This window comes from Streptomyces sp. AN091965 (assembly GCF_022698285.1).
Classification (GTDB): Bacteria; Actinomycetota; Actinomycetes; order Streptomycetales; family Streptomycetaceae; genus Streptomyces.
Genome location: NZ_JALDMY010000001.1, coordinates 1315240 through 1338072, shown reverse-complemented (window position 1 = coordinate 1338072; position 22833 = coordinate 1315240). Strand labels below are relative to the sequence as shown.

20 protein-coding genes are annotated in these 22833 nt (G+C 74.3%); 12 read left to right on the top strand and 8 right to left on the bottom strand.

The window, feature by feature from the left end:
- Nucleotides 1-56 precede the first annotated feature (56 nt).
- The 7 genes from MQV74_RS05075 (at nt 57) to MQV74_RS05045 (ending at nt 10094) form a co-directional block, all read left to right on the top strand.
- Entirely contained in the window at nt 57-1361 is a 1305-nt protein-coding gene (locus MQV74_RS05075) for an ABC transporter substrate-binding protein (protein WP_242714813.1), read from the top strand.
- The gene (locus tag MQV74_RS05070; protein WP_242714812.1) at nt 1358-2338 is read left to right on the top strand and encodes a carbohydrate ABC transporter permease; all 981 of its coding nucleotides are present in this window, start codon (nt 1358-1360) and stop codon (nt 2336-2338) included. Before MQV74_RS05075 ends, MQV74_RS05070 begins: the two co-directional genes overlap by 4 nt.
- A gap of 9 nt (nt 2339-2347) precedes the next feature.
- Nucleotides 2348-3160 (top strand): carbohydrate ABC transporter permease, encoded by an 813-nt coding sequence (locus tag MQV74_RS05065; RefSeq protein ID WP_242714811.1) that lies wholly within the window; start codon nt 2348-2350, stop codon nt 3158-3160.
- 25 nt (nt 3161-3185) lie between these two features.
- On the top strand, nt 3186-6350 hold the full coding sequence (locus MQV74_RS05060; RefSeq protein WP_242714810.1) for a glycoside hydrolase family 38 C-terminal domain-containing protein: 3165 nt from the start codon (nt 3186-3188) through the stop codon (nt 6348-6350).
- Nucleotides 6351-6388: 38 nt separating this feature from the next.
- Nucleotides 6389-8083 carry a class I mannose-6-phosphate isomerase gene (locus MQV74_RS05055; protein WP_242714809.1) on the top strand — a complete coding sequence of 565 codons (1695 nt, stop codon included), beginning with the start codon at nt 6389-6391 and terminating at the stop codon, nt 8081-8083.
- Nucleotides 8080-8925: an ROK family protein gene (locus MQV74_RS05050; RefSeq protein WP_242714808.1), complete on the top strand. Its 846-nt coding sequence runs from the start codon at nt 8080-8082 to the stop codon at nt 8923-8925. Before MQV74_RS05055 ends, MQV74_RS05050 begins: the two co-directional genes overlap by 4 nt.
- A gap of 86 nt (nt 8926-9011) precedes the next feature.
- Nucleotides 9012-10094 carry a LacI family DNA-binding transcriptional regulator gene (locus MQV74_RS05045; protein ID WP_242714807.1) on the top strand — a complete coding sequence of 361 codons (1083 nt, stop codon included), beginning with the start codon at nt 9012-9014 and terminating at the stop codon, nt 10092-10094.
- Nucleotides 10095-10116: 22 nt separating this feature from the next.
- Here the strand turns inward: MQV74_RS05045 and MQV74_RS05040 are convergent, their stop codons facing one another.
- A complete protein-coding gene (locus MQV74_RS05040) occupies nt 10117-10809 on the bottom strand; it encodes a B3/B4 domain-containing protein (protein WP_242714806.1) in 693 nt (230 codons plus the stop codon).
- 48 nt (nt 10810-10857) lie between these two features.
- Nucleotides 10858-11457 (bottom strand): LysE family translocator, encoded by a 600-nt coding sequence (locus MQV74_RS05035; RefSeq protein ID WP_242714805.1) that lies wholly within the window; start codon nt 11455-11457, stop codon nt 10858-10860.
- A gap of 28 nt (nt 11458-11485) precedes the next feature.
- Between MQV74_RS05035 and pdxR the strand changes: the two genes are divergently transcribed.
- On the top strand, nt 11486-12997 hold the full coding sequence (gene pdxR, locus MQV74_RS05030) for a MocR-like pyridoxine biosynthesis transcription factor PdxR (protein ID WP_242714804.1): 1512 nt from the start codon (nt 11486-11488) through the stop codon (nt 12995-12997).
- 228 nt (nt 12998-13225) lie between these two features.
- The gene (locus MQV74_RS05025) at nt 13226-14173 is read left to right on the top strand and encodes a TauD/TfdA dioxygenase family protein (protein ID WP_242714803.1); all 948 of its coding nucleotides are present in this window, start codon (nt 13226-13228) and stop codon (nt 14171-14173) included.
- A 13-nt stretch (nt 14174-14186) separates the two neighbouring features.
- Here MQV74_RS05025 and MQV74_RS05020 read toward each other — a convergent pair whose 3' ends face one another.
- Genes MQV74_RS05020 through MQV74_RS05010 form a run of 3 tightly spaced genes read right to left on the bottom strand, consistent with a single transcriptional unit; the run spans nt 14187 to nt 16256 of the window.
- Nucleotides 14187-14840 (bottom strand): SRPBCC family protein, encoded by a 654-nt coding sequence (locus MQV74_RS05020; RefSeq protein WP_242714802.1) that lies wholly within the window; start codon nt 14838-14840, stop codon nt 14187-14189.
- Entirely contained in the window at nt 14833-15243 is a 411-nt protein-coding gene (locus MQV74_RS05015; protein ID WP_242714801.1) for an ArsR/SmtB family transcription factor, read from the bottom strand. Before MQV74_RS05015 ends, MQV74_RS05020 begins: the two co-directional genes overlap by 8 nt.
- A 47-nt stretch (nt 15244-15290) precedes the next feature.
- Nucleotides 15291-16256: an NAD(P)-dependent oxidoreductase gene (locus tag MQV74_RS05010; protein WP_242714800.1), complete on the bottom strand. Its 966-nt coding sequence runs from the start codon at nt 16254-16256 to the stop codon at nt 15291-15293.
- A gap of 70 nt (nt 16257-16326) precedes the next feature.
- Between MQV74_RS05010 and MQV74_RS05005 the strand changes: the two genes are divergently transcribed.
- Nucleotides 16327-16941 carry a TetR/AcrR family transcriptional regulator gene (locus tag MQV74_RS05005; RefSeq protein ID WP_242714799.1) on the top strand — a complete coding sequence of 205 codons (615 nt, stop codon included), beginning with the start codon at nt 16327-16329 and terminating at the stop codon, nt 16939-16941.
- A gap of 9 nt (nt 16942-16950) precedes the next feature.
- Here MQV74_RS05005 and MQV74_RS05000 read toward each other — a convergent pair whose 3' ends face one another.
- On the bottom strand, nt 16951-18180 hold the full coding sequence (locus MQV74_RS05000) for an MAB_1171c family putative transporter (RefSeq protein ID WP_242714798.1): 1230 nt from the start codon (nt 18178-18180) through the stop codon (nt 16951-16953).
- Nucleotides 18180-18851: a hypothetical protein gene (locus MQV74_RS04995; protein WP_242714797.1), complete on the bottom strand. Its 672-nt coding sequence runs from the start codon at nt 18849-18851 to the stop codon at nt 18180-18182. The genes MQV74_RS05000 and MQV74_RS04995 overlap by 1 nt, the downstream gene beginning before the upstream one ends.
- Nucleotides 18852-19373: 522 nt before the next feature.
- Here MQV74_RS04995 and MQV74_RS04990 point away from each other — a divergent pair.
- Together MQV74_RS04990 and MQV74_RS04985 are read left to right on the top strand one after the other, a co-directional pair.
- A complete protein-coding gene (locus MQV74_RS04990) occupies nt 19374-20057 on the top strand; it encodes a helix-turn-helix transcriptional regulator (protein ID WP_242714796.1) in 684 nt (227 codons plus the stop codon).
- Between the two features lie 784 nt (nt 20058-20841).
- Complete coding sequence (locus tag MQV74_RS04985; RefSeq protein WP_242714795.1) at nt 20842-21294, top strand: NUDIX domain-containing protein; 453 nt, start codon at nt 20842-20844, stop codon at nt 21292-21294.
- A gap of 549 nt (nt 21295-21843) precedes the next feature.
- Here the strand turns inward: MQV74_RS04985 and MQV74_RS04980 are convergent.
- The gene (locus MQV74_RS04980; protein WP_242714794.1) at nt 21844-22833 is read right to left on the bottom strand and encodes an MBL fold metallo-hydrolase; all 990 of its coding nucleotides are present in this window, start codon (nt 22831-22833) and stop codon (nt 21844-21846) included.

Here is a 22833-nt window from a genome sequence, read left to right as displayed (position 1 = left end):
GCCGGTACAACCCGGGGGACGACCCGGGACGCACGGGACCCACCTGGGGGCCGCCCATGTCAGGTACCACGCCCACCGCGCCACCCGCTCTGGCACGCCGCACGCTGATCACCGGCGCCGCCGCGGCCGCCACCGGAGCCCTCGCCACGGCCTGCTCCACCGCCACCGGCCAACCCCGGGGCAAGGTGGGCGTGTTCGGGGACAGCGCCGCCTGGGCCGCGCCGATGACGGCCGCGGGCAAGGCCATGCAGGACGTCGCGGGGCTGCGGCTCGTCCCCGAGGTCAACCCGCTCCTCGAATCCTTCGAGCAGGTCGTCAAGTCCTCGCTGCGCACCCGCAAGACCCCGGACATGCTCAAGTACTGGTCCGGCTACCGCCTCAAGGACCTGGCCCGCACCGGCGGCATCGTCGACCTCTCCGCGACGTGGGACCGCGCCGAGCGCAAGGGCTGGGCCGACCCCGCGCTGCGCTCCGCGTTCACCGAGCGGGGCCGCGTCTACGGCCTGCCGATGAACCTCGCGTACTGGGTGGTGTTCCACAACCCCGAGGTGTTCGCCGAGCACGGTCTGCGGCCGCCGCGCACCTGGGACGACTTCCTCGCCGCCTGCGCCCGGCTCAAGCGCAACAAGGTGACGCCGCTGCACGGCACCGCCGACGGCCGGTGGCCCGCCTTCATCTGGTTCCAGGAGGTCCTCAGCCGCCAGGACCCCCGCTTCTACGACGAGTTGATGAACGGCCGCGCGCGCTACACCGACCCGCGTGCCGAGCGCGCCCTGCGCACCCTGGCCTCCTTCTTCGACCGGGACTGGTTCACGCCGATGGACATGAACCACGTCGACGCCGCCGCGGCGCTCGTGCACGGCAAGGTCGGCATGGTGCCCTGCGGCACCTGGCTCGGCTCCACGCTCGTGGCCGCGGGCGCCGAGCCGGGCAGGAACATGAGCGCCTTCGTCCTGCCGATGGCCGAGCCCGGGGCCCGCCCCAGCGTCGTCTTCGAGTCCAGCGCCCTCGTCGCCACCGTCAAGGGCCCCGACCACGACGAGGCCGTGAGGGCGACCGGCGCCTGGCTGCACCCGGCCGTGATGAAGGCCTTCTCGCACACCCTCCAGGACGGCTGCCCGAACCCCCGGGTCGCGCCCGCCAACCCGGTGATCGCCGCACTCCAGAAGAAGGTGCGCGGCGACCGCCTGTGGCTGCTCAACCGCTTCTGGGAGCAGGGCCCGCCCGAACTCGTCGAGGCCACCGTCGACGACCTCGCCGGATTCCTGCTCGACCCCTCCTCGTACCGGAAGGTCCTGCGCACCATGCAGGACCGCGCCGACGAGGCCTGGAAGGTGTGGCGGGAGGCGGCCGGGACATGACCGGGACCGTGACCCCCGCGGGGACGCCCGCGCCCGGCGCCCGCGAGCGCCGCGTCCGGCGGCGCGTGCCCCTGCGCACCCCGCACCACGCCGCGCGCCCCGGCGCCCGGCTCGGCGGGCCGCTGACCGCGCTGCCCTGGGCGCTGCCCGCCTTCGCGTTCGTGGGCGTGCTGCTCGTCTACCCGTTCCTGCGCAGCGTGTACGGCAGCTTCTTCGAGGACAACGGCTTCACGAGCAGCTACACCGGGCTCGACAACTACACCCGGCTCGCCGACGACCCCGTCTTCGGCCGCTCCCTGCTCAACACCCTGATGTGGGTGGCCGGGACGCTGCTCCTGCCGGTGCTCGCCGGGCTCGTCATCGCCCTGGCCACGCACCGCCTGCGCTGGGGCGGCGTCGCCCAGCTGGTGATCGTGCTGCCCTTCGCGATCTCCGGGACCGCCACCGCGGCCCTGTGGTACTTCATGCTGACCTCCGACGGAGCCGTCAACCAGGCCCTGCGCGCCGTCGGCCTCGACGCGTGGGCGCAGACCTGGCTCCTGGAGTGGCCGCAGAACACCCTGGCGCTGATCGTCGCGAGCACCTGGCAGGCGACCGGTCTGAACGTGGTGCTCTTCGCCATCGGCCTGCGCGCCATCCCCCGCGACACCGTCGAGGCGGCCCAGCTGGACGGCGCGAGCGGCTGGCGCATGTTCCGGTACATCACGGTGCCGCAGCTGCGCGCCGTGACCGTCGTCGTGGTCGGCATGGCCATCGTCAACAGTCTGAAGGCCTTCGACATGATCTGGATCCTCACCCAGGGCGGCCCCTCCCGCTCCTCCGAGACCCTCGCCCTGACCATGTACCGCGAGACGTTCCGCCTCTTCCACGTCGGCTACGGCTCGGCGATCGCCCTCGTGCTCTCCGTGGTCGTCGTCGCCTCGTCCTGGCTCTATCTGAGCCGTCAGATGCCCGACACGGGCTGGGCGAAGGCCTGAGGAGGCGCCATGGGCCGGATCGGGCGGAACGCCTTCGTCGCCGGGTGCGTCGCGCTCTGGCTGCTCCCGCTGTACCTGCTCGTCGTGAACGCGCTGACCCCCGTGGCCGCGTACGAGGGCGAGCCCGACTGGACGTTCCAGGGCTTCGCGCTCGTGGACAACGTGACGACCGCCTGGGACGAGGCGGGCATCGGCGACAGCTTCCAGGCCTCCCTCCTGTACGCCGTCGTATGCGGCCTGGTCGCGGTGCTCGTCGCGGCCATGGCGGCGTTCGCGGTGGTCGTCCTGCCGGTCCCGCGGCCCGCCCTCTGGTTCTGGCTGATCTACTCCGGGACGCTGTTCCCGCTCCAGGTCTTCCTCGCGCCGCTGTTCGGCCTCTACGCGGACGCCAATCTGTACGACACCCGGCTCGGCCTCATGCTCGTGTACGTCGCCTGGGCAGTGCCGTTCGCCTTCTTCCTGATCCGCAATCAGATGACCACGATGCCCCCCGAGTTGACGGAAGCGGCGCTCATCGACGGGGCCTCCTTCACCCGCATCTTCTGGCGCGTCCACGTGCCGCTGATGCGGTCCGGGCTCGGCGCCGCCTTCCTCTTCCAGTTCACCGCCGTCTGGAACGACCTGCTGCTCGGGCTCACCCTCAGCCGCAGCCGCGACGTCCAGCCGGTCATGGCGTCGCTCGCCACCCTGCGCGCCACCTACGCCTCCAGCGGGCCGCCCGTGATCCTCGCGGGCGCCCTCGTAGTGTCCGTGCCCACGCTGCTGCTGTTCCTCGTGTTCCGCGGCCTGTTCCTGCGCGGCATGGCCGCGTCCGTCCGCTGACCGCCCGCCACCCGGGGAGATCCGCATGACCACACGGGCCCTGGTCCGCACCGCCGACTGGGACAACGACCGCGTCCGCGCCAGCCTGCGCTCCGGCGTGGTCGGCGCCGAGGGCACCCTCGACGGCGCAGCGCTCCGGCTCAGCGAGGAACCCCTGCTGCGGGAGGCGGCCGACGGCACCCTGCTCCAGTCGCTGCGGATCGACCCCGTGGGCGGCTCCCGGGTCCCCGCCGAACTGGCCGTGCGCACCGGCTCGGGCACGGCGGTACGGGCCGAGCGCGTGGCCGGACCCGGCGGCGGCGCCCGGCTCCTGGTGCCCGCCGTGGACACGGCGACGCGCCTCACCGTGGGCCTGCCGCGGGAGGACGAGGGCATCACCGTCCAGCTGACCCCGCAGCGCCGCTGGATCCTCCACCTGGTGCACCACTCGCACCTCGACATCGGCTACACCGACCCCCAGGGCCAGGTCCTGAACGAACACCTCTCGTTCCTCGACTCCTGTCTGGAGCTGACCCGGGCCACCGACGACTGGCCGTCCGAGTCCCGGTTCCGCTGGTGCGTCGAATCCCTGTGGTCGTTCAAGCAGTGGGCCGCAGCCCGGCCGGCCGAACAGGTCGAGGAGCTGATGCGCCGCGTCCGGGAGGGCCGCATCGAGCTGACGGCGATGCCCTTCAACCTGCACACCGAGACCTGCTCCACGGACGAGCTGCACGAACTCCTGCGCCCGGCCCACGAGATCGGCGAGGCCCACGGCCTCACCCTCACCTCCGCGATGCAGACCGACGTGCCGGGCGCGGTCGTCGGGCTCGTCGACGCCCTCGCCCAGGCGGGCGTCCGCTATCTGTCCGTCGCGCACAACTGGGCGGGCCGCTCCGTGCCGCACCTCGTCGGCGGCGAGCACCTGCCCCGGCTGTTCCGCTGGCGCGCCCCGAGCGGCGCGAGCGTCCTGGTGTGGGTCACCGACACCCCGCACGGCCTGGCCTACATGGAGGGCCCGCTGCTCGGCTTCGACACCTCGTACGCGGACGTCGACGACCTGCTGCCCGCCTACCTCACCTCCCTGGCCACCCACCCCTACCCCTACCGGGGCGGCATCTTCGGCTGGGCCATGGACCACGTCGACGTCAAGCGCGAACCGTACCCGTGGGACGTGCTCCACCTGCGCGTGCAGGGCAAGTTCGGCGACAACGCGCCGCCGCGCCGCGTCATCGCCGACACCGTGCGCCGCTGGAACGAGACCTGGGCGTACCCGCGCCTCAGGCTCTCCCGCAACGAGGACTTCTTCCGCGACGCCGAGGCCAGGATCGGCGACGGGATCCGCACCTTCGAGGGCGACTGGACCGACTGGTGGGTGGACGGCGTGGGCGCGGGCGCGCGCCCGCTGTCGCTCGCCCGCACCGCCCAGTCCACGGTCGCCGACGCCCAGACCATCGGCACGTTCGCCGCTCTCCTCGACGCCACGGGGGCCGAGGACGACACGCGGGACGCCGCCGGGGTGTACGAGGCGGTGTCGCTCTTCGACGAGCACACCTGGGGCGCCGGCGACCCGTGGACGCACGGCGACGAGGGCGGCCACTCCGGCGAGCACCAGTGGCACTGGAAGTACGGACAGGCCCTGCGCGCCCACGACGACGGCGCCTCGCTGCTGCGCCGGGCCTCGGCCCGGCTCGGCCAGCGGCTCGCCGCCGCGCCCGGCGCCCTGGCCACGTACCACGTGGTGAACACCTGCTCCTGGCCGCGCACCGACGTTGTACGGATCTTCCTGCCGGAGAGCACGGTGCCGCTCGACCAGCGGGTCACCGTGCACGACGCCCGCGACGGCCGCGCGCTGGCGCACGAGGAGCGGCCCCAGACCAACGACGACCACCGCGACGCGGGCCGCTTCCTGCTGGCCCGCGTGGACGCGGTGCCGTCCGCAGGTTCGGTGCGCCTGGACGTACGGGCCGACGCCGGGCGGGCCGACCGCGGCGACGCGCCCCCCGTCGTCAAGGCCGCCACCGGCTGGAACCCCACCGGCGGCACCGAGCGCGAGGACCCCGCCGAGCGTGCCGCCCGCGCCGCCGCCCACCCCGACCCGACGCTCCTGGAGAACGAGTACCTGGCGGTCCGCGTCGACCTCGCCCAGGCCTGCGTCGCCTCCGTCATCGACAAGTCGACCGGCCGCGAGCTCGTGCGCGCCGACGCGATCGTCGGCTTCAACGGATACGTCCACGACAGCTACACCACCGCCGGGGCCTTCAACCACAACTCCAGCCGCACCACGGCGTCCGAGCGCCTGGAGCACCTGGGGCGGCGCGCCGTCGCCCCGCCCGCCGCGCTCATCGACCGCACCTCCACGGCGACCGCGGAGTCGATCACGTACGAGACCCGTCCGGCGGGCGCGAACCGCCTCCGGGTCACGCTCACGCTGCCGCGCGGCGTGCCCCGGCTCGACGTCGAGAACCGCCTCGACAAGGACCGGACCCTCGGCAAGGAGAGCGCCTACTTCGCCTTCCCCTTCGCCTTCGACCAGCCCGTCGTGCGCATGGAGGCCTCCGGCGGCGCCACCGGCACCGGGCTCCCGGTGGTGCCGGGCTCGGCGCGGCACATGCGGGCCGTGCGCCGCTGGGTGACCCTCGCCGACGACGGGCTCGCGGTCGCCTGGTCCACGCAGGACGCGCCGCTGGTGCAGTTCGGCAACATCGCGCTGCCGTACGCGCCGTTCCCCAAGACCCTCGGGCACGACGAGCCCGCCACCGTCTTCTCCTGGATCCACAACAACCTGTGGGACACCAACTTCCCGAGCGAGCAGGGCTTCGCTTTCACCTTCCGCTACAGCGTCGCCTGCGGTCCGACGGCGACCGGGCTCGGGACCCGGACGGCGGCGGCGTGGAGCAGGCCGCTGCGGGCGGTGCGGGCCCGGGGCGCGACGGGGGACGCCCCGGCCACGCACTGCTTCGCCGCCCTGACCGACCCGCGGGTGCGCCTGGTCGGCGCCACCACGCCCCGGGCGGGCGAGACGCTGCTGCGGCTGCAGTCCTTCGCCGAGGAGCGGGTGGCGTGCCGCGTGCGGATCGGCTTCCCCGCGCGCGCCGCCCACCGGGCGGGCTACCTGGGCGGCAGGGGACCCGAACTCCCCCTGGAGGACGGGGAGGTGAGCGTCGACGTGCCCGCCCTCGGCACGGCGGCGGTGCTGTTCGTGCGCCGGTGAGAGCCGGCAGGTCACTGCCTCGGCGGTAAGGAGATGGTGTGTACCGGCTCGACCCGCGTTACGGCCCCGCGCCCGGGGCCGTCCTGGCCACCGGCTGGCCCGCCGTGGCCGCAGCCCTGCCCAGCGGTCCGCGGACGGTGGCCGTGGAGGGGCCCCCGTCCGTGGACTTCGACCGCCTTGCCGCCCGGCTCGCCGCACACCTCGCCGCGCCCGTGCGGACCCTGGACGTGCGCGCGCACTACGCGCCGCCGTCCTCGGTCCGCGAGCGCACCGAGGACGGCAGCGGCGACCCGTACTACTGCAAGCTCGCCGCCAACCCCCTCAGCGACCTCTTCGACACCCTGCCGCGCGTGGCCGGGGCGCCGGACGCCCTGTGCCTCGTGTACGGCCCGGGCGCCTCCCTCGTCCCGCACGACGTCCTGTGGTACGCCGACGTGCCCAAGCGGTACGCGGAGGCCGCCGTCGCCGCGGGCACCGGCCGCAACCTGGGCCTCCCGCACGAACCGGGCGACCTGCGGCGGCTCTTCTACGTCGACTGGCCCGTGCTCGACCGGCACCGCGACGCGCTCGCCCCGCGCGTCGACGCCTGGCTCGACGTCCAGGACCCCGACCGGCCCGTCCACCTCGACGGCGACGGCCTGCGCGCCACCCTGGCCCGCCTCGCCCGCGGGCCGGTGCGCACCCGACCGTACTTCAACTCCACGCCCTGGGGCGGGCACTGGGCGCAGCGGCGGCTCGGCTTCGCCGCGGGCGCCCGCAACACGGCACTGGGCTACGAACTCATCGCCCCCGAATCCGGCGTCCTCATCGGGACCGGCCCCGACCGCCAGGCCGAAGTGCCCTTCCAGCTCCTGTGCGTCCTGTACCCGGAAGAGATGCTCGGCGCCGACGCGCACGCCCGCTTCGGCACCTCCTTCCCGATCCGCTTCGACTACCTGGACACCGTCGACGGCGGCAATCTGTCAGTGCACTGCCACCCGCGCGAGCGGTACATGCGGGAGCGGTTCGGCTGGCCCTACACCCAGCACGAGTCGTACTACCTGACGCTCGGCGGCCCCGACACGCGCGTGTTCCTCGGCCTGCGCGAGGACGCCGACCCCGCCCTGTTCCGCAAGGAGGTCGAGGAGGCCGCCCGGGACGGCGTGCCCATGGACCCCGAGGACCACGTCCTCACCTTCCCCGCCGAGCAGGGCCGCCTCTTCCTCATCCCCGCGGGCACCCCGCACGCCAGCGGCGCGGGCAACCTCGTCCTGGAGATCAGCGCCACGCCGTACCTGTACAGCCTGCGCTTCTACGACTGGCTGCGCCCCGACGCCGACGGCAGGCCGCGCGCGCTGCCCTACGAACACGGCCTGGCGAACCTGGACACCGGCCGGCGCGGCGACGCCGTCGCCCGCGACCTCGTCCAGGAGCCGCGCGCCCTGCGCACGGGCCCGGGCTGGCGCGAGGACCTCATCGGCGCCCTCGACGAGATGTTCTACGAGGTGCGGCGCTTCACCCTGGACGCCGGCGCCGAGGCCACCGACGACACCGCCGGGCGATTCCACGTCCTGAACGTCGTGGAGGGCGAGGGCGTGGAGATCCGCACGGCGGCGGGCGCCGCGCATCCGCTGTCGTACGCGGAGACCCTGACGGTGCCCGCGGCGGTCGGCCCGTACCGCGTCGCCGCGCGCGGCGGCCCGGCGCGGGTCGTCAAGGCGCTGGTCCGCCCGCCCGCCACGGGCCGCTCGTGAGAGCCGTCCTCGAACTGGGCGGCACCCACGTGACGGCGGCCCTCGTCGAGGCCGCCCGCGTCGTCCGCCGGGTGCGCCGCGGCGTCGAGGCGCGCGGCAGCGCCGAGCACGTCCTCGGGGCAGTGGTGCGCTGCGCCACCGACCTCGACGCGGCGCCGGGCGAGGTGTGGGGCGTCGCCCTGCCGGGCCCCTTCGACCACGACGAGGGAGTGGCCCGCTACGAGGGCGTCGGCAAGTTCGACGACCTGTACGGGATCGACGTGGGCGCCGTCCTGCTCGACGGCGTCCGGCCCCGGCCCGCGGGCGTGGCGTTCCTCAACGACGCGCACGCCTTCGCGCTCGGCGAGTGGCACGCCGGCGCCGCGCGCGGCCACCGCAGATGCGTCGGCGTCACCCTCGGCACGGGCGTCGGCTCGGCCTTCCTCGCCGACGGCGCCGTGTGCCGCGACGGGCCCGGCGTGCCGCCGCTGGGCCGCGTCGACCTGATCCGGGCCGAGGGCCGCCCGCTGGAGGACACCGTCTCGCGCCGTGCCGTCATCGCCCGCTACGGCGACGGCGCCGCGGACGTGCGGGACATCGCCGCCCGCGCCCGCGCGGGCGAAGACCGGGCCGCCCGCGTCCTGTCCGCGTCCCTGCGCCCCCTCGGCGCCGTCCTCGCCCCGTACGTGCGGGACTTCGGGGCCACGGCGCTTATCGTGGGCGGCGGCATGGCCGCGTCCTGGGACCTCGTCGGCCCGGCGCTGCGCGACGGCCTCGGGGACACCCCGGTCGCGCTGCGCTCGGCCGCGCTCGGCGAGGATGCGGCGCTGGTGGGCGCGGCGCTGTACGCGCGGCAGCGCTAGGGGAGTCGGCCGCCGCGCCGCGCCGGGGGACACCGCGCGGCGGCGGGAGACACCGTGCGGCGGGGAGAACGGAAAGGAAGGCCCGGATGCCCGGAACTCCGCAGGAGCCCGAGTCCGAGGGCGGGACGGAAGTGCCCGCGCGCGGCCCCGCCCCGCGCGAGTCCAGGAGCGGCAAGGCCACCCTCCGGGACGTCGCCGAACGCGCCGGGGTCAGCGCGATGACCGCGTCACGGGTGCTGCGCGACGACCCCCGGGTCCACCCGGCCACCCGGGACCGGGTCCGCGCGGCCGCCGCCGCGCTCGGCTACCGGCCCAACGAACTGGCCCGCCGCCTGCGCCTCGGCCGGGGGACGGGCCTCGTCGGCCTGGTGGTCACCAACCTCGCCAACCCCTTCTACTCCCGGCTCGCCCTCGGCGTCGACTCCGTGCTCGCCCCGGACGGCCTCAAGACGGTGATAGGCAACACCGGGCAGGACCTGGACGCCGAACGGGACCTGGTGGAGGACCTGGTGGGCCGCCGCGTGGACGGCATCATCGCCGTGCCCGCGGGGGACGACCAGCGCCACCTCGCCGCCGCGGCCGCCGAGGGCGTCCCCGTGGTCCTCGCCAGCCGCCCGCCCGAGGGCTTCGCCGCGGACTGCGTCCTCGTCGACGACTTCGGCGGTGCCCGCGCCGCCACCGCGCGTCTGATCTCACGCGGCCACCGCCGCATCGGCTTCCTCGGCTCGCCGCCGACCGTCTACACCGGGACCGAGCGGCTGCGCGGTTACCGCTCCGCCCTCGCGGACGCGGGCCTGACCGGCGACGAGCGGCACGTCCGCCAGGGTCAGACCCGGCCCCGCCAGGCGGAGCGCGCGGCCACCGAACTCCTGGGCCTGCCCGATCCGCCCACGGCTCTGTTCTGCTCCAACAACCGCAACACCATAGGGGCGTTCCGGGCCCTGCGCGCGAGCCGCACCGACACCGCCCTCGCGGGCTTCGACGACTTCGAACTCGCCGACGTCCTTGGCCTGCCCCTCACCCTCGTCGCCTACGACAGCGACGAACTGGGCCGCGAGGCGGGCCGGTTGCTCCGCCACCGCATGCGCGAGCGCGCCCCGGCCGACGGCCCGGTCACAGCCGCGCGACGGGTGGTGCTCCCCACCGAGCTGGTCGAGTACGGCGACTGACCCGAGGGAGCCGGTCGCACGCTCAGCAAGTGAACCCGGGAGCCTCCCGGGTCAGCACCCCCGTCGTCGGCTCGGTCGACCACGTCACGCGCAGTTCGTCGGCGAGCGAGGAGACCAGTTTCGGCACGTCCTGGGCAGCGGTGCCGTGCAGGGCCTCCGCGATGATCAGGACGTCGGTCGTGGTGGCCCGCACGGCCGAGTGGCCGCTCTGGCGGTTGGTCCAGCGGCGGGCGTGGGCCCGGCCCCTGCCGTCGGCGAAGACGACCTCACCCGCGTCGGGCCGCTCGACGCCGCCGGAGAACGTCTCGTAGGCCTCGTCCCCCGTGGCGTACCGGACCTCGAGGTCCCCGCCGATGCGGGAGAGGTCGAAGACGCCGACCGGGATGCCGTACGCGAGGGACACGGCGTTGCACAGGTCGATGAGCGGGTGGATGCGCGGCAGCGAGCCGTCCTTGCGGAAGCGCCGCAGCAGGGACTCCGAAGCGCAGCGGTACTGGGTGGGCTTGATCCCGAGCGCGGAGAACGCCCGCCGCCAGGCCTGGACTTCGGGGAACTGGCTCTCCGGGGCGGCGGCGAGCCGCTCGGCCGCCGCCGCGCCGTACCGGGCGACCGGCTCGTCGACCGGGACGTCCGGGGTGATGCCGCGGGCGTGGAGCACGCCGGGTACCAGGGCCGGGAAGTCCCGCCACAGGGCGGGATCATGCTGGAAGTGCACGGTGATTCCGATCAGGAGAGGGTGAAGGGAGGCAAGGGCGAGGGCCCGCTACGAGAGCGCGAGCTTCGCGCCCAGCGCGGCGAACGCGCCCGCGAAGACGCGCCGCAGCCACGTCACCACCGCGGGCCGCGCGATCACGTGGTCACGCATGGCCGCCGCGAACCGCCCGTACGCGGCGAACACGACGAACGTCAGGAGCATGAAGCAGCCGCTGAGTTCGAGCATGCGCAGCACCGCGTGCGGATGGTCGTCGGGCACGAACTGCGGCAGGAACGCGAAGAAGAACAGGGTGAGCTTGGGGTTGAGGAGGTTGAGCAGCACCGCGTCGACGATCACCCGGGCCGAGGAACGCGGCGCGGCGTCCTGCTCCGCGGTGAGCGCGCTCCGGTCGCGGAGCGTCTTCCACGCCATGAGGAGGAGGTAGGCGACACCGAGGTACTTGAGCGTCTGGAAGGCGAGGGCGCTGGTGTGCAGCAGCGCGGCCAGGCCCGTGATCGCCGCCAGCACGTGCGGAACGATGCCCAGGGTGCAGCCGATCGCCGCGACGACGCTGGCGCGCGGGCCGCGCGAGAGGCCCGCCGAGACGGTGTAGAGGACCCCGGTGCCCGGCGTCACGGTCATCACGAGCGTGGTGAGCAGAAATTCCATGGCTTGACTCTGTCGTCACAATGGTTCGGTGAACAGGTCCAATGGATCTCCCCCTGACAGGTCCAAAGCGGTCGGTGCGCCCGAGCCCACCGCCGCCTCCGACTTCCTCCAGCTGAACACCGCCGAGGCCCCGCGGGGCGGCATGGCCGACTGGCTGGCCCGCCAGGTCCGGCGCGCGGTCGCCGACGGCCTGCTGCCGGTCGGCAGCAGACTGCCCGCGACCCGGGTGCTCGCCGCGGAGCTCGGCGTCTCCCGCGGCGTGATCACGGAGGCGTACCGCAGGCTGACGGAGGACGGGCACGTGGCCGGGCGGGGGAGGGGCGGCACCGTGGTCGTGGCCGCACCGCTGACCTCGCCAACTATCCGTGCTGCCAAGGCTTCTGACGTGCCATCAGGCGGTAGCCCGCTGTTCAGGTCGCCGCCCGGAACGGACGTCTTCGACGCGCTGCGGGCCGCGCCCGCCCGGATCGACCTGTCGCCCGGCCTGCCGGACCTCGCCGCGTTCCCGCGCGCCGCCTGGCTGCGCGCCGAGCGGTCCGTGCTCGCCGGGCTCGTGCCCTCGGACTTCGGCTACGGCGACCCGCGCGGCACCCCGGCCCTGCGCCGCGCCGTCGCCCGGTGGCTGGCCCGCAACCGGGGCATCGCGGCCGACCCGGACGAGGTGCTTGTCGTCGCGGGCACCGCCCAGGCGCTCGGCCTGCTCGCCACCGTGCTCCAGGGCGTGGGGATCTCCCGCGTCGCGGTGGAGGACCCCTGCTCGCTCGGGCTCCGCCAGCACCTGCGCGTGTCCGGCCTCCAGGCGCCGCCCGTGCCCGTGGACGCCGACGGCATCCGCGTGGACGCGCTGCGGGACACCGGCGCCCCGGCCGTCCTGCTGACCCCCGCCCACCAGTTCCCCACCGGCGTGGTCCTCGGCGGCGGACGGCGGCGCGAACTCGCGCGGTGGACCCGCGACGGCGGGCTGATCATCGAGGACGACTACGACGCCGAGCACCGCTACGACCGGCCGCCCGTCCCCGCCCTGCGGTCCACGCTCCCCGACCGCGTTGCGTACGCGGGCAGCGTGTCCAAACTCCTCGCGCCCGCCCTGCGCGTGGGCTGGCTGCTCGCGCCCCGGACGCACCACGCCGCGCTCGTGGACGCCAAGCGCTTCGCGGACCTCGGCAACGCGGCGCTGCCGCAGCTGGTCCTCGCCCGGCTGATGGAGTCCGGGGACCTGGAGCGCCATCTGCGGCTGCTGCGCCGACGGCACCGCGCCCGCCGCGACGCCATGATCGAGGCCATCCGCACGCATCTGCCCGGTGCCGTCGTGCACGGCGCCGCCGCGGGCCTGCACCTGATGGTGACCTTCGCGCACCGAGCCGCGGACCGCGCCGACACCGAGCTCGCCGCGGCGGCCCTGGAGCGGGGCGTGAAGGTGCAGCCCCTGTCCTGGCACGCCCAGCGCCCCCAGCCGCCGGGCCTCGTCCTCGGCTACGCGGCGAGCACGCCGACGGACATCCGCGAGGGCGTGGCGGTCCTGGGCACTCTGGTCCCCTGACGGCGTGGTCGCACGGCCACGCTCGCTCGGGCCCCGGCCTTGATCCGGTGATCTACGGGGCGCATGATGAGGGCATGCTCACGCACCGCGCCCACGCGTTCGGACCGGCCACCGTGCCGGACCGATGTGGGTGCGCGCGCAGCGGCTTGTAGCGGACCTCAGGTCCCTCGCCGCCCGCCCCCGCACGCCGTCCGCCGTGCGGGCCCCCTTGCGCTCCGGAGGTGCCCCATGTCCGTCGCGGAAGCCCCGCGCCCCGCCGACCCCGGTCCGCTGCGCCCCGCGCGGATCCCCGCCGACGGCCTGTACGAGGGGCGGCGCGTGCTGCGCCGCACCCCGCAGGGCTGGCAGGACCGGCCCTACGAGTTGTTCGAGGTCGTCCCCAGGGCCGCCACCATCGGCGCCGAGATCCGCGGTGTCGACCTCGCCCGGCCGCTGTCGCCCGCCCTGCGCGAGGAGGTGGACCGGGCCCTGCTCGAATGGAAGGTGCTGTTCTTCCGGGGGCAGCACCTGAGCGGCGAGCGGCAGCGCGCGTTCGCCCGCCACTGGGGCGAGTTGGAGACCAATCCGCTGCTGGAGCGCGGCGACAGCGACGAGGTGGCGCGGTTCGACAAGGGCGCGTCGTCCGTGCCCACCTTCGAGAACGTCTGGCACGCGGACGTGACCTTCCGCGAACGCCCCGCGCTGGGCGCGGTGCTCCAGCTGCGCGAGGTCCCGCCGTTCGGCGGCGACACCCTGTGGGCCGACATGGCCGTCGCGTACGACAACCTCGCGGACGAGGTGAAGGAGCGCGTCGAGGGCGCCGTCGCCGAGCACGACTTCCTGCCCGGCTTCCGGCGGTTCTACGGGCCCGAGCGGCTCGCCCGGTGGCAGGAGGCCTTCCCGCCCGTGCGCCACCCGGTCGTGCGCAGGCACCCCGGGACCGGTCGGCGCACGCTGTTCGTGAACGCCTCCTTCACCACCCGGATCCTCGGCGTGGAGCGGGCGGAGAGCGACCGGCTGCTGCGGCTGCTGTTCCAGCAGGCCCACGTGCCCGAGTACCAGGTGCGGTTCCGCTGGCAGGCGGGCGACGTCGCGTTCTGGGACAACCGCGCCACCCAGCACTACGCCGTCGCCGACTACGGGGCCGCCCGCCGGGTCGCCGAGCGCGTGGCGATCGCGGGCGACCGGCCGTACTGATCCCGGGCCGCGCTCAGGAGTCGGAGGCGGGCGGTACGTAGAAGTCCGTGGTGGCCGACGTCATCGCCGCGACGGTCGCCGCGGGCGTGCCGTAGGCCGCGTTCGCCTTCCCCCAGGCCGCGCTGCTGGCGGTGAGGAACGCGCGCGCCTCGTCGGACTCGCTCCAGGCCTGCGTCGCCTCGCGGTCGAAGGCCTCGCCCTCGGCGAGGTACATCCCGAGGCCGACCAGGCCGAGGTCCCAGCCGACGCCGGTGGCGCCGGGGCCGTAGGTGTTCCAGAACGCCGGGTCGACGACGGCCACGTGCTCCAGCTCGAAGCGGGTGCGCTTCTGCCCTTCGGGCGTCAGGCGCACCTCGACCTCGCTGAAACCGCCCTCCTGCGGCTCGCCGAAGACCCAGCTGACCCGCAGCAGGCGGGGCGGTTCGCAGCGCAGCACCTCGCCGCCCGCGTTGCCCTCCAGCTGGTAGTGCCCGCCGGGCTTCAGCTCGCCCGTGACGGGCAGGAACCAGCGCCCCAGGCGCTCCGCGTCGGTGCACGCCTCCCAGACGTCGTGGACGGGTGCGTCGTACGTGCGGCGCATCACGATGCTGCGGCCGGTGCCTCGGGGGGTCTCGGTGTCGCGCACCTGGCGGTGCATGGCGTTGATCAGGTCGACGATGTCAGCCATCAGAGGTCTCCTCGCTCTCTTCCGTGGCGGTACGAGGTTCCGTACCGCGCTCACCACCCCCTGGTGTGCTGCCGTGCGACCGCCGGGCCCGCTTGCCCCGGGCCAGTTCGGTACCGAGGGCGTCCAGGCGCTGCTCCCAGAAGCCGCGGAAGCGCCCGAGCCAGGCGTCCACCTCGCGCAGCGGCGCCGCGTCCACGGCGTAGAGCCGGCGGGCGCCGTCGGCGCGCACCGTGGCGAACCCGCTCTCGCGCAGGACGCGCAGGTGCTGGGACACGGCGGGCTGGGAGATCGAGAACTCCTCCCGGATCGCGGCGGTCACCGCGCCGGAGCTCCGCTCGCCCTCGGCGAGCAGTTCCAGGATGCGGCGCCGGACCGGATCGCCCAGCACGTCGAATGCGTGCACGGCCCCAGCATGCCACCCCTGCCTTATATAAGGCAATGCTTATACGTTCAGGAGGCGGCCCGGCGCCGGTCGGGGAGCGGCGGGGCCCCGGCCCGCTCGGTCCGAGCCTCGACGGCGTGCAGGACGGCGACCATGTCGGCGCCCCCGTGACCCAGCGCCACGGTGTCCGCGTACAGCTCGTGGCAGACGTCGAGGAGCGGCGAGGCCACGCCGGTCGCGCGGGCCGCGGCCGCGACGAGCTGATTGTTCTTCAGGACGTCGAGGGCCGCCGCCTGGACGCCGAAGTCCCGGGCGAGCAGCTTGGGCGCCTTCATCCGCGAGACGCCGCTCGCCATCGGCCCGGCGTCGAGGACCTCCAGGAACTGCCGGGTGTCCAGGCCGTGCCGCTCGGCGAAGTGGAAGGACTCCGCGAGCCCGGTGACCGTGGTGATCAGGAAGAGGTTCACCGAAAGCTTCATCACCAGCGCGTTCGGGACGGGCCCGCACACGAACGCCTCGTGGCACAGCGGTTCGAGCAGCGGGCGCACCCGCTCCACGTCCGCCGGCTCCCCGGCGAGCATCGCCACGAGCCGCCCGGCCTCGGCGGGCGCGCGGGAGCCCGACACCGGGGCCTCCACGTACCGCCCGCCCGCCGCGCGGACGTCGGCCGCCAGGCCCTGGGAGTACTCGGGCGACGTCGTGCCCATGTGGACGACGGTCCGGTCGGCGACGCGCGCGGCGAAGTCCGGCGCGCCCCGGCCGAGGACGGCGTCGATCGCGTCGCCGTTCGCGAGCATCAGGATCACGACGGGCGCCTTCCGGAAGACCTCGTCGGCGTCCGCCGCGACGTGCGCCCCGGCGGCGCGCAGCGGCTCGCACTTCGCGGCGGTGCGGCTCCACACGATCAGCTCGGCGCCACAGCCGGCGAGGCGGAGTGCCATGGGCTGCCCCATGACGCCGAGTCCCACGAATCCCACGTCCACGCGCGCACCCCCGTACTCCGGCCTCGCGGCCGCGGTTATGACAGCCGTCATGACTATGACGGCTGTCATAGTAGTCCGCGCGGGGGCGGTCGGCAGGCGGTACGGGAAGAGGGGAGCGGCGATGGGGTCCGAGCGGGGGCCGCGCGAGCGGATGGTGTTCAGCGCGGCCCAGCTGATGCGCGGCGGTGGCGTCGCCGCCGCCGGGATGCGGGACGTCGCCGCGCGCGCGAACGCGCCGCGGGGCTCGCTCCAGCACTACTTCCCGGGCGGCAAGGAGCAGTTGGTCAACGAGGCCGTCGAGTGGGGCGGCGGCTATGCGGCGGGGCGCGTGCGGCGGTTCGTCGCCGGGCTCGCCGTGCCCTCGCCCAGCGGCCTGTTCGCCGCGATGGTCCGCCAGTGGACCGATGAGCTGGAGTCCGCACCGGACGCCACCGGCTGCCCGGTCGCCGCTGCCCTCGTCGACCGCGGGGGCTCCACGGAGTCCACCCGGGCCGCCGCCGCTGCCGCGTTCGGCCGCTGGAGCGGGGCGGTGGCCGGGGCGCTCACGGACATGGGCGTGCCCGCCGCGCGCGCCGAGCCCCTCGCGACCCTCATGATCAGCACCCTGGAGGGCGCCCTGCTCATCGCCCGCGCCGAACGGGACGCACGGGCCCTGACGGCGGCGGCCGCCGAACTCGGCCCGCTCCTCGACGCGGCGGTCACCGAAGGGGCTGCGGCGGTCACCGAAGGGACTTAGGGCGGCCGTCTACGCGTGCCCGCTGTCGCACATCGCCCGGGGCCGACGGCACGGCAGCGTCAGGGCCTCCCGCACGATCGGATGGTCGAGGTACCGGGCGACCAGGACGAGATGGGCCCGTTCCCCGGCGGCCGGGACGTCCTCGCCCGGCAGCCCGGGAAAGCCGGAGTCGGCCGGGGCGGGCGGCCTGCCCGCACCGCGCCGCCCGGCGGCGTACAGGAGCGTGGCGGCCGCCTGCGCCGCGACGACGTCGACGCCGGGGTGCGCGCCCCCGCGGGCCAGCTGGGCCACGGCGTGGGCGGGCGTCCCGGTCATCCACGGCCTGAGGCCGCGGGCGCCGTCCCGGATCTCGACGAGCCTGCGGGACAGGGCGATGCGCGTGTCCAAGGCGTCCCAGGCGAGGCCGGGCGTGAGCACCAGCTGCGGATCGCCGCCCACCACGGTCTGCCACAGCGGCCGCAGCGCGAAGTAGTCGCGCCGCTCCTGGCGGCGGGCGTGCACCGAGAGACGGACGAGGCTGTGGGTGGCGAGGAGGGCGCTGGCCGCCGTGGTCAGCCAGGCGCCCTCGGCGAGCGCGTCGAGACCGCGGCCGTGCGCGGCACCCGCCATGGCCACGAGCAGACAGACGGCGTGCACCAGGTCCAGGGCGACGGCCACCGCGAAGCCCCGTACGGACCGGTCGAGTTCGGGCGTGAGCCCGGGGGCGCCGAGGGCCAGGAGCGAGCGGCACTTGAGCACGGTGGCGGTCACGGCCGCCGACAGGGCGAGGAGGTACAGCACGTACAGGGCCACGATCTGGGGCACGCGCGCGTGGTCGGTGGCTAACAGCAAGGGGCGGGCGGGCCCGTCGAAGTCCGTCAGGGCGAACAGGCCCGTGAGGACGACGAGCGTGCCCCCGTACAGCGGTGCCCAGGCCCGCACCTTGCGCCGCAGCGGCACGCCGCCACGGTCCGGGGGATGCCACAGATGCGCCAGGAGATGGGCGTGGCCGACGCGCAGCAGGGCCGCGCAGTCGATGAGCAGGGCGGCCAGGTGGGGCACGCCGGTGAGCTCGCCGACGGCGTGGTAGACGGCGGGTGTGACGAGGAGGAAGAGCGCCGCCGAGTGGAACAGGGACGACGCGGTGAGCTTGAGGACCAGGGCCGGTTCACGCCGGGCCGCGAGCGCCTTGACGGTGCCGAGGGCCAGGCTGACGGCGGCGACGGTGAGGCTGACCGAGGACAGCAGCGCGTGCCACATCAGACGTCGGCGCGCCGGTGGGCGAAGGACGAGGTCAGAGCGCCGGTATAGCTGACCGCGGGGTCGAGGCACAGCATCAACAGGCCCACGGTGGCGAAGACTTCGGCGGCCCACTCCTCGTCCTCCCCCTGTTCCGCGGGCACCGCGGCGTCCTCGCGCGACGGCGTCCCGGTGCGCGGCCGGGCGGGCCGGAAGAGCACCTCCTCGACCACGGCGGGAGGCAGGGAGGGCAGTTGCGCGCTCACGGCGCCCGGATCGAGCAGGTCGCAGGCCGCGACGGCGTACGGGCTCGGGGCGGGCGGTCGGCCGCACAGCAGGTGGTAGAGCTCGTGGAGCAGGACGTGCAGCCCTTGCCGCTCACTGGTGTTGGCGGTGACGACGATGGTGTCCTCCGCGTCGCCGCGCACACAGAAGCCGCTGATGTGCGGGGGCAGGGGCACCCGCAGGACGGTGAGGGGTCTGCGGCGCCGCCGGACGACGGCCTGCAGGAGCTCCTGCAGGCCCTGGCCGGGCCGCAGTCCGAGGTCGTCGTGGATGATGCGGACGGCCCGCCGCCGCGCGCGGACCCAGGCGCGGCGCCTGCGGACGGCGTCGAGGATGCGGGCCGGGGCGTCGGTGACGCGGGCCTCGCCGGTGTGGCCCCAGGATGCGGAGGCGCCCGCGAACAGCACGGGTCAGCGCTCCCGGGTCGGCCGTGAGGGGGGCGGCACGGGGCCGATTCCCGGCCCCGGCACGGTTCTTCGTGGGTGCGTCGCGAGACGCGGGCGCGGCGCCCGTGCGCTGGCGGTTCTCATAGGCCCTTCACACTCCCCGTTCCGCCCCAGTGACAGACGTGTGCCCGCTGACCTGCGCTGGGACATTATCAGGCTGATTTCATACGGCGACGACGGCTCGCGTCGCGACAGTACGAGTGTGGTGTTTTCCCGTGATGCGGAGGTGAGTTGAGTAGCGAGTGCGCTGGTGGGTATCGGCCGCGCGGCGACGCGTACCGGGCGCCCGTTTGTACGGCCGGCAGGACACGGGAGAGAGCACGAAACGGAAGCTGTTGCCGCGCGACTGCCAGTTTTGACCGAAAGTCGAACGCTTTACGGCCGATTATGGTGTCAACAATTGAAGACAGTGCTGGCCGGGGATGGTTCGGACGGATACTCTCAGGGCGCCCAACGAGTTCCGTGGCCCATGGAGACCCTCAGGTGAACGCAGCCGACCACCAAGCGGCGCCCGGACACGTGATCGCCCGTCTCCTCGATGACGTCGACGCCTATGCCGCGCGCCTGGGGACCACGCGCGGGCGGCTCCTCGACCTCACGCTCATCTCCCGCGCGACGGGGATCGAACCCGAGCGGGTGCGGGCCCTGTTGAACGGCGAGCCCCCCGAGGACGAGCCGCGCGAGAAGTACGCGCGCGAGACGTTCCGCAAGGCGCTCTTCCAGCAGCGGCTGCGCTTCCTGCAGCGCACCCGGCTCAAGGAGACCCCGGCGGGCAGGGAGCCGTACGGCCTCAGGGAGATCTCGCGCGCGACCGGCATCTCCGCCCAGCACGTGTCCAACCTCCTGAACGGCGAGCGCGGCGCGAACCACGACCACGCCGCTCGCCTCGAACTGTTCTTCCGCGTGCCGGAGGGCTTCTGCTCCCGCACCGAAGGTGCCGCTCTGGTCGCCTACTTAAGGCGGATGGTGCACGAGGACCTGCCCAAGCTGGCGACGCACGCGGTGCTCCAGGAGCTCGGCGCCCGGTCGGTCGCCCTGCGCAGCACCGCGGACGGGGCGCAGATCGACACGCTGCGGGACCTGCTGCCCGCCCTGGACGAACTGGTCAGGGCGATCCAGGAGCGGAAGCCCGGCGAGGGCCTCGGCCCGGGCGACGGGCCCGCGTAGGTCCGGTCGGCCGGCTCGCCCGGGTCCGGGCGGAGTTCGCCGGGTGAGGGCGCTGCGCGCGTTGCCGTGCGGCACCGTACACCGTGCGGAGTGCCGCACCGTACACCGTGCGGCGCTCCGCACCGAACACTGTGCGGCGCTCTGTACCGACTTGCCTCAGTCGCCGACGCCATGACATGCGTCGTTCTCAATCGTTGACACCGCCTGTGATAGTGCATCAGGATCTGTCTACGCCAGAGCCGGGGGCAGGTTGGCTCTGACGGGGAAGGAAACCTGCCCGGATGTTCCATTCGTCCGTATGGTCGTTGTCGTGACTTCTCCCGTGGGGGCGGGAGTGCTCGGTAAGCGGCCGACGGTCCTGCTCATGCCCCGGAAGGCAGCGATGCCGCCCCGCGGTGGCCACGGGTTGCCCGCCCGACGCCGCGGAGTCAACCTCGGGGACTGGTTGGCCCCTGCGAATGGAACGAGCGTTCTATCAGGTGATGCCAGGGGCTGCCGCGGCCCGACCCGGACCGCGGCGGTGCAGGGGAGGAGCGATGGACTGGTGGCGACACCGCTTGCCGTCGGCGCGCTCCTTGGCAGTACGGCCTTGGACACGGCCGCGGTCATGGTTCCCTCCGAGGCGCGGGGGCGCCTCGGCCCGGAGAACCGAGCCGCTGCCGGGGGGTGCACGCGACGTCTGTGCGCGTACCCGTCGGGGGGAGTTGGGGACTCCGCTCGCCGAGCTGCCCGTTCCTGATGAGCCGGTGCTCAGATCATGACGGGGCTAATTCAGGAAGATGCCATGGATGCTACTGCTACGACCCTGGCCGCATCGGCCGGGGCCATCATCACCGATGAGCACGGTGATGTGCTGATGGTGAAGCCGCTCTACACGGCGTACTGGAATCTGCCCGGGGGGCATGTCGAGGGAGGGGAGGATCCGAGCGCCGCGTGCGCTCGTGAGATCCGCGCGGAGCTGGGCCTGGACGTGACGATGGGGGACCTGCTCGTGGTCGCCTGGGTCGACTCCGGCGGGCCCATGCCCCGTGTCTGCTACATCTTCGACGCGGGCGAGGTGGACGCCGAACAGCGGCGCACCCTCACCCGGTGCGAGGACGGGGACGTCTGCTACCGCTTCGCCCCGCCCCAGCGCGTCGACGCGTCACTGGTCTCGCCGTTCGTCAAACCCATGTGGGAGGCCGCCCTGACCGCCCGCCAGGAGAAGCGACTGGTCTGCCTCGAAGTCGAGGTGTGAACCACCGCCACGCGGCCGCCGGTTGAGCGGCGCGCACGGGGGCGCCACCCCGTGCAGGGAGAGGCCCGAGCCGACCGGATCCTGTCCCGACACCGGATCCGACACTTCGAGCGCACCGCACCCGACCCCCGGGGGCCGGGGCGGCGCCCAGCACTCCGGTCAGTGGTGCGGCCCGTGACGGGCCGGTGAACCAGCGCGCGGCCTGACCCGCCCGTCCCCTCCCGCACGGGAGGGGACGGGCGCATGCCGGTACGCACGAATGCCGCCGCCGGGGGATCGGCGACGGCATTCTCACGCAGGGCCGACGGCGTCCCGCCGCCCCTGCGCACACCGGACGTGGGGGAGAACCGTTGCCCGGTGTGCCGGTCGGCGCCCGCTGGAACCTGTAGCGGCCTGCCGACAGGCTCACCCCATCCCGCATCGCGCCGCCGCGCAACACCGCGGCCCTGCCGGGCGCCCGCGCGTTTCACGTGGCGAAAGGGAAGGCCCCTGGATTCCGGCAGCCGGAATCCAGGGGCCTTCCCGCGGTGCGTCCGCCGCTGTACGACGTCAGCCCGCCCGGGCGGCGGACAGGGCCTGCTCGCCGCTGTCCCGCTGCCAGGCGATCCGCGAGCAGTCGGTCATCAGGGCCAGGATGTCGGGCTCCGCGTCGGCCCGGTCCAGATGCCGGAACTCCGACGCCAGGGTGATCACCAGGCGTTCGGGCAGATGCAGATCCGGATAGCGGTCCTCCGCGATGAGGTGCCGCGCGGCCTCGGTCGGCGTGAGGCCGCGCGCGTGCAGGGACCGCGCCTGCTCGGCCAGGTCCCGCAGATAGGCGACGTGCCCCCGCAGGCCTTCCTGGTCGAGCACCGGACCGTGGCCCGGGACGACGAGCTCGGGGTTCCAGCCGAGCACGCGCTCGCAGGCCAGGACGACCCGCTCCAGCGGACCGGCCCAGTGGCACACGTGGTCACCGGCGAAGACCACGTCACCGGCGAAGACGATGCGCTCCTCGGGCAGGTGCACGACCAAGTCGCCGACGGTGTGCGCCGGTCCCACGTCGTGCAGCTCCACCGGCATGTCACCGACGCGGACGTCGAGGCGGCCCTCGAAGGTCCGCGTGGGCTCCTGGACGGTGATGCCACGGAAGTCGAACCGGCCGAAGTGGCGCCGGAAGTACCAGCCGAGCGGCTCGTCCGGATCCGTGTCCTCCACCAGGAAGCGCAGCTGCTCGGGCGTCGGCTCGAAGCACTGGTGCTCCAGGGTGCGCCGGGTGGAGACGATCTCCGCGCCGGTCACCCGCTGGTTGCCCCAGCCGTGGTCACCGTTGCCGTGCGTGGTGAACACGGTGGAGATCCGGGTGCCGGGGCCGGTCGCCCCGCGCGCCGCGGCGAGGAAGTCGTCGGTGCGGTCCAGGGTGTACGGCGTGTCCACCAGGGCCGCTTCCCCGGCGGCCGTGAGCAGGCCGCAGTTGGCGAGCCCCCAGGCGCCGGCCGCGTCGGGCGACCACACGTGGACGCCGGCGGCCAGGGGGACGAGGCGCGGTTCAGGTTCCAT

Coding starts and splice junctions, on each gene's coding strand:
- MQV74_RS05075 (WP_242714813.1), top strand. CDS start 57: ATGTCAGGTACCACGCCCACCGCGCCACCCGCTCTGGCACGCCGCACG.
- MQV74_RS05070 (WP_242714812.1), top strand. CDS start 1,358: ATGACCGGGACCGTGACCCCCGCGGGGACGCCCGCGCCCGGCGCCCGC.
- MQV74_RS05065 (WP_242714811.1), top strand. CDS start 2,348: ATGGGCCGGATCGGGCGGAACGCCTTCGTCGCCGGGTGCGTCGCGCTC.
- MQV74_RS05060 (WP_242714810.1), top strand. CDS start 3,186: ATGACCACACGGGCCCTGGTCCGCACCGCCGACTGGGACAACGACCGC.
- MQV74_RS05045 (WP_242714807.1), top strand. CDS start 9,012: ATGCCCGGAACTCCGCAGGAGCCCGAGTCCGAGGGCGGGACGGAAGTG.
- MQV74_RS05035 (WP_242714805.1), bottom strand. CDS start 11,457: ATGGAATTTCTGCTCACCACGCTCGTGATGACCGTGACGCCGGGCACC.
- MQV74_RS05025 (WP_242714803.1), top strand. CDS start 13,226: ATGTCCGTCGCGGAAGCCCCGCGCCCCGCCGACCCCGGTCCGCTGCGC.
- MQV74_RS05020 (WP_242714802.1), bottom strand. CDS start 14,840: ATGGCTGACATCGTCGACCTGATCAACGCCATGCACCGCCAGGTGCGC.
- MQV74_RS05010 (WP_242714800.1), bottom strand. CDS start 16,256: ATGACGGCTGTCATAACCGCGGCCGCGAGGCCGGAGTACGGGGGTGCG.
- MQV74_RS05005 (WP_242714799.1), top strand. CDS start 16,327: ATGGGGTCCGAGCGGGGGCCGCGCGAGCGGATGGTGTTCAGCGCGGCC.
- MQV74_RS05000 (WP_242714798.1), bottom strand. CDS start 18,180: ATGTGGCACGCGCTGCTGTCCTCGGTCAGCCTCACCGTCGCCGCCGTC.
- MQV74_RS04985 (WP_242714795.1), top strand. CDS start 20,842: ATGGATGCTACTGCTACGACCCTGGCCGCATCGGCCGGGGCCATCATC.
- MQV74_RS04980 (WP_242714794.1), bottom strand. CDS start 22,833: ATGGAACCTGAACCGCGCCTCGTCCCCCTGGCCGCCGGCGTCCACGTG.